The 5,148-nt window shown below is 74.2% G+C and carries 4 protein-coding genes; 2 read left to right on the plus strand and 2 right to left on the minus strand.

Annotation, left to right across the window (positions count from 1 at the left end; translation table 11 throughout):
* The first annotated feature begins 255 nt into the window (after positions 1-255).
* Complete coding sequence (locus tag ACFWFR_RS14210) at positions 256-1,728, plus strand: acyltransferase (RefSeq protein WP_377623380.1); 1,473 nt, start codon at positions 256-258, stop codon at positions 1,726-1,728.
* Here the strand turns inward: ACFWFR_RS14210 and ACFWFR_RS14215 are convergent.
* Positions 1,640-2,461 (minus strand): RDD family protein, encoded by an 822-nt coding sequence (locus ACFWFR_RS14215; RefSeq protein ID WP_377623381.1) that lies wholly within the window; start codon positions 2,459-2,461, stop codon positions 1,640-1,642. The two genes, ACFWFR_RS14210 and ACFWFR_RS14215, sit on opposite strands and share 89 nt — an antisense overlap.
* Before the next feature lie 122 nt (positions 2,462-2,583).
* Between ACFWFR_RS14215 and ACFWFR_RS14220 the strand changes: the two genes are divergently transcribed.
* Complete coding sequence (locus ACFWFR_RS14220; RefSeq protein WP_191800088.1) at positions 2,584-3,573, plus strand: stage II sporulation protein M; 990 nt, start codon at positions 2,584-2,586, stop codon at positions 3,571-3,573.
* On the opposite strand, the gene ACFWFR_RS14225 is transcribed toward ACFWFR_RS14220, so the two are convergent.
* Positions 3,530-4,807: a winged helix DNA-binding domain-containing protein gene (locus ACFWFR_RS14225; protein WP_377623382.1), complete on the minus strand. Its 1,278-nt coding sequence runs from the start codon at positions 4,805-4,807 to the stop codon at positions 3,530-3,532. The genes ACFWFR_RS14220 and ACFWFR_RS14225 overlap by 44 nt on opposite strands.
* Positions 4,808-5,148 lie beyond the last annotated feature (341 nt).

The following is a 5,148-nucleotide window of genomic DNA, read 5'->3' on the forward strand; positions in this document are numbered from 1 at the left end:
CTGCGGGACTGAGCGTGTGGTGGCGGTGCCTGCGGGACTGAGCGTGTGGTGGCGGTGCCTGCGGGACTGAGCGTGTGGTGGCGGTGCCTGCGGGACTGAGCGTGTGGTGGCGGTGCCTGCGGGACGGGTCCGGGGGACATCCCCCGCAGGACTTGCCGGATCGCCGCCACCGCCTCGGGGGCGGCTCCCATTCTGGGACGAACCGGGATCTTCAAGACTGACAGGGAACCTGATCCCCGTCTCGAGGAGCATCCCGTGGCCGTCGTCGACGCCCCTTCCGCACGGCCGTCCCGGCCGCCCGCCCCGCCCGCTGCACGTCCCGACCGCACGGCGGACGGCGTCCCTCGCCGCAGCGTCGGCCGCCTCCCCGCCCAGGTGTCGGGCAAGACGCTCGCGACCGGACCGCTCGACCCGACGCTCCGCCGTCGGGCTTCCGTGCCGCCCGGCGACGCCGCCAGGCGCGACGTGTTCGTCGACGCCGTGCGCGCCCTCGCGACCCTCGCGGTCCTCAGCGTCCACTGGCTCATGCCCGAGGCCACGTGGGACGGCGAACGGCTCGGCATCGGCAACGCGCTGTCGCACGGCGGTGCATGGACCCTCACGTGGGTCCTGCAGGTCCTGCCGCTGCTGTTCTTCGCGGCGGGCGCGTCGGCGGCGTACCAGCTGTGGCGCGGCACGGGCGCAGGGGCCGACGGCGCAGCTCCGGTCCCGACCGCCCGTCGCCAGGGCGTCGTCGCGGCCGGGTGGGACGTGGTCCGCCGCCGGCTGCCGCGCATCTGGAGGCCCGTCGCGGCCTTCGTCGGTACGTGGACCGTCGCGGTCCTCGTGCTGCCTGCGCTGGGGGTCCCGGAGGGGGCGGTGCAGCAGGTCGCACGCATCGCGCCCCAGCTCCTGTGGTTCCTCGGGGTCTACCTGCTGCTGCTCGCCGTCACGCCGGCCCTGCTGCGCGCCTACCGGGCGTGGGGGGGGCGTCTGGTCGCGCTCGTCGTGGCCGCACCGCTGCTCGTGGACGCGCTGCGCTTCGGTGCCGGCGTGGACCAGGTCGCGGTCGTCAACGTCCTGCTCGGCTGGGCCGTGCCCTACGTCCTGGGGATCGCGTACGTCGACCTCGTGCGCCGCGACGCGCTGCCCTCGCGTCGTGCCCTGTGGCTCACGGCCGCGGCGTCGCTCGCCGCGATGGCGGGCCTCGTCACCGCGGGCCCCTACCCTCTGAGCCTCATCGGGATGCCCGGCGACGCGATCTCCAACCTCGGCCCGCCCACGGCCCTCGCCGTGACCCACGCGGTGCTCCAGGTGAGCGTGGCGCTCGCGGTGCGCGCCGTCGTCGTGCGCTGGGCGGGCGGACGAGGCGCGACGCTCGTGACGTGGGTCGCAGCGCGCTCCATGACGCTGTACCTGTGGCACCTGACCGCGATGTTCGTCGTGATCGGTGTGGTGCTGCTCGGGCTGGGCTCGGCGCTGCCCGAGGCGTGGAGCGCCGACTGGTGGGCCAGCCGTCCCCTGTGGTTCGGAGCCGCGGCGCTCGTCCTGGGGGCGCTCGCGGCGGTCTTCGGCCGCTTCGAGGCCCCAGCGGTCCGGACGGCTGATTCCGCGGCGGCCAGGTCGGCCGAGCCCGGCGGGCGTGCCGGCTACGCGGCGGTCAGCTCCGAGGGTCGGGCACCGAGTACGGCAGCCGGTGCAGCATCTCGCCCTGCTCGTGCGCGAGCTGCTGCCCCCGCTGGGCCGTGACCCAGTCCCGGTTGCGCCGCTCGGCGAGCACCGCGCACAGGAAGTCCTCGGGGGGCGTGCCGGGCGGCGGGCCGGGGGCCACGTAGCGCTCGATGCGGCCCGCGAGGTCCTGCCCGATCCGCACGCGCGAGGCCGGGTTGAGCGTGGCCGCGCGGCCCAGGAACTGACGCACCGCGAGGGCCAGGCCGTCCGGGAGCTTGCGCATGTCGGTGTGCACCGCCCAGGCCGCCAGGTAGGGCGGCATGGAGATCGCGGCGTACGTCGGTCTCCCGCCGCGCACGCGGATCGCGTACGTCCCCGCGAGCATGTCGCCCACGCGCTTGCCCTTGTCGTTCGACAGCGACGCGATGAGGGCGACCGAGCCGAACGTCAGCCACAGCTCGCCCACGCCCACGAGCGCACGGATGAACGCGTGCCGGAAGCGGACCGGGCCGCCGTCGTCGCGCACGACCCGGATGCCCAGGGCCAGCTTGCCGAGCGACCTGCCGCGCGAGAGCGTCTCGACCGTGGTGGGGATGCCCACCATGACGAGGACCAGGATCACGGCCCAGAGCGCCGGGGCGAACTCTGGGCTCACCGCGTCGAGCGCCGACCCGGCCGTGGCGAAGAGCAGGGCGAACAGCACGATCCCGATCGCCGTCAGGTCGATCACGGCCCCCAGGGCGCGCGTCACGAACGACGCCGGTCGTGCGTCGAGGACCACTCCCTCGCCGGTCAGGATGCCGTCTCGCACTCGTGCTCCTCGTTCGTGCCTCGTCGAACCTCGTGCCCCGTCGCGCGGACGGCCACGAAGCGGTCCGGCCCACTGTAGGTCAAGGGCGGTCCCGGAGGGTCCAGGTGTGGCAAGGTTGCCGCGTGGACCTGGATGCCTTCAACGCCGTGCACAGCGCCGAGTGGTCGCGACTCGAGGAGCTGACCAAGAAGCGCTCGCTCGACGGCGCCGAGGCCGACGAGCTCGTCCGCCTCTACCAGTCGGTCGCGACGCACCTGTCCACGATCCGTTCGGCTGCCCCGGACCCGGTGCTCATCACGCGGCTCTCCGACCTGCTCGGGCGTGCCCGTACGCGCATCGCCGGGGCCCACGAGCCCGCGTGGCGTGACGTCGTGCGGTTCGCGACCGTCTCGGTGCCCGCAGCCCTCTACCGGATCCGGTGGTGGACCGTGACGATCATGGTCCTGTTCGTGGGCGTCGCCGTGATCTCGGGGTGGTGGGTCGCCACGAACCCCGACGCGCTCGCCTCGATGGGGACGCCCGCGCAGCGCGAGCAGTACGTCGACGAGGCCTTCGCGAGCTACTACGACCCCGGTGCGGGCTTCGCGTCGATGGTCTGGACCAACAACGCCCGGATCGCCGCGCTGTGCATCGCGCTCGGGATCTCCGGGGTCTTCCCGGCGTACATCATGTTCGCCAACGCGGTCGGCGTCGGGTCGACGGGCGGCATGATGGCGTACTACGGCGAGCTCGACACGTTCCTCACGCTCATCGCCCCGCACGGCCTGCTCGAGCTCACGGCGATCTTCGTCGCGGGAGCCGCCGGGCTGAGACTCTTCTGGGCCCTGATCGACCCGGGGCCGCGCACCCGCGGGCGGGCCGTCGCGGAGGAAGGGCGGGCGCTCTTCACGATCGCGATCGGGCTCGTGGTGGTCCTCGCGGTCTCCGGGATCATCGAGGGGTTCGTGACCGGGTCGAGCATGGCGTGGTGGCTCAAGATCGTCATCGGCGCGATCGCGCTCGCGGCGTTCTGGGTCTACACGATCGTGCTCGGTCGGCGCGCCGTGCAGGCCGGCGAGACGGGGGACCTCACGGCCGACCATGCAGGGGACGTCGCACCCGTCGCGGCCTGAGGCCTACTGCGCTCCTACCGCCACCACGCCCTACCGCCACCACGCGCTCGGTCGCCTCGGGGGCCACGAACCGCAGCAGCTCGTCGCCGCGCTCCTCGAGGGCGGCGCGCTGGGTGGGCGTGAAGACGTGGCCGAGCGGGGTGACGTCGAGGTACACGGCCGCGTCGGGCGTCGTGGCCGGCCGGGGACCGGACCGTCGGACCTTCCACGTCGCGGCGACATAGCCGTCCACGAGGACCGTCCCGGGCACCTGACCGTTGACGGTCGTGATCGCCCTGCGCCGCACGTCGTCCACGACGCGCGTGCGGTCGGCATGGCCCAGCACCAGGTTGTCGAACTCCGCGACGAGCGCGAGGGGGGCGGGGGCGTCCGCGCCGGGGCGCGGCGCACCGGGCAGGTCGAGGTACTCCTTGCCCTCGGGCCCGGTGAAGGTCGAGAGCTCGGGTCGCAGGTGCCCGACGACGTCGCGCAGGCCCGTCAGCCCGGACCACCGCTGGGCGTCCATGACGGTGGCGGGGCCGAACGCGGCGAGGTAGCGCCGCACGAGGCGCACGAGGGCCTCGAAGCGTTCGTCGGGGTCTCGCAGCGTTCGGCTCGGTCGTCCGGTCCAGGCGTCGGCCGTGGTCCAGGTCGTCGTCGTGCCGGAGCCGCTCGCTCCCCACACCCCGCGCGGCGTGACCTGGACGAGCGGGAGGTAGCAACGGGCCGTGTAGGCCAGGTGCTGGGGGTGGACGTCGGGCCAGCGCTCCCCGAGGAGCCTGCCCAGGTCGGTCGAGGTGAGCGGCCCCTCGGCCAGGAGGTCCTGCGCGGCCGCCGCGACGTCGTCGAGGTCGGTGCCGACCAGCGCCTTGGCGTGGACGCTGCCCACACGCACACCCGACTCGAGCAGCGGGCGCAGCACGCCCGGCAGCTCGAGGGCGTCGTCGGCCGTGACGAGGTGGACCGTGCCGCGCATGACCGCGATGCGCGTGACCGAGCGGTCGAGGAACCGGTCCGCGAGGTCGTCGGTGCGGAACCCGTCGAGGCGCGACCACAACCCGGGGTACGGGGTCGTGGGGACCTGCGACTGGAGCCCCACGAGATGGTCGACCTCGGCGAGGGTCGGCGTGCGGGGACCGGCCTGCGCCCCCGGCGCCGAGGAAGGGCGCGGGGCCAGCAGGTGCTGGCGCGCGAGCAGCGCGCGGTTGAGGTCGTCGAGGCTGAGCGTGGGCCCGTGGCGGCCGGCGGCGGTCATGGGGCCATCCTGCCGCGAGGGGCCGACGGACGGGAGGTCTCGGCTCGCGTGCCGGGGCGACGCCCGGCCCTCTCCCGGCAGCGGCGCTGCTCGCGCCGGCGTCAGAAGATCAGGAAGCCGAGCGCGGGGATGACGAACGTTGCGGACAGCGCGAAGATCACGATGATCGCGACGCGGCGGTTGCGTGCTTCACGGTCGCGCGAGGTGGCCGGTCGGCGCACGATGCTGCTCCTCGGGTGGTGGGGCGGGACAGGTACCAGCCTAGACGGCGCCCTGGGAGCGGTGCGACGGGTCGTGTGACGGTGCTGTGACGGCGGGGTCTCGCCGGTCCCGACGAGGAC

The sequence above is a fragment of the Oerskovia sp. NPDC060287 genome (assembly GCF_042726775.1).
GTDB classification, from domain to species: domain Bacteria; phylum Actinomycetota; class Actinomycetes; order Actinomycetales; family Cellulomonadaceae; genus Oerskovia; species Oerskovia merdavium.

What these genes read in the sequence shown, in the direction of transcription:
- ACFWFR_RS14225 (WP_377623382.1), bottom strand. Translation starts at nt 4,807, where the DNA reads ATGACCGCCGCCGGCCGCCACGGGCCCACGCTCAGCCTCGACGACCTC.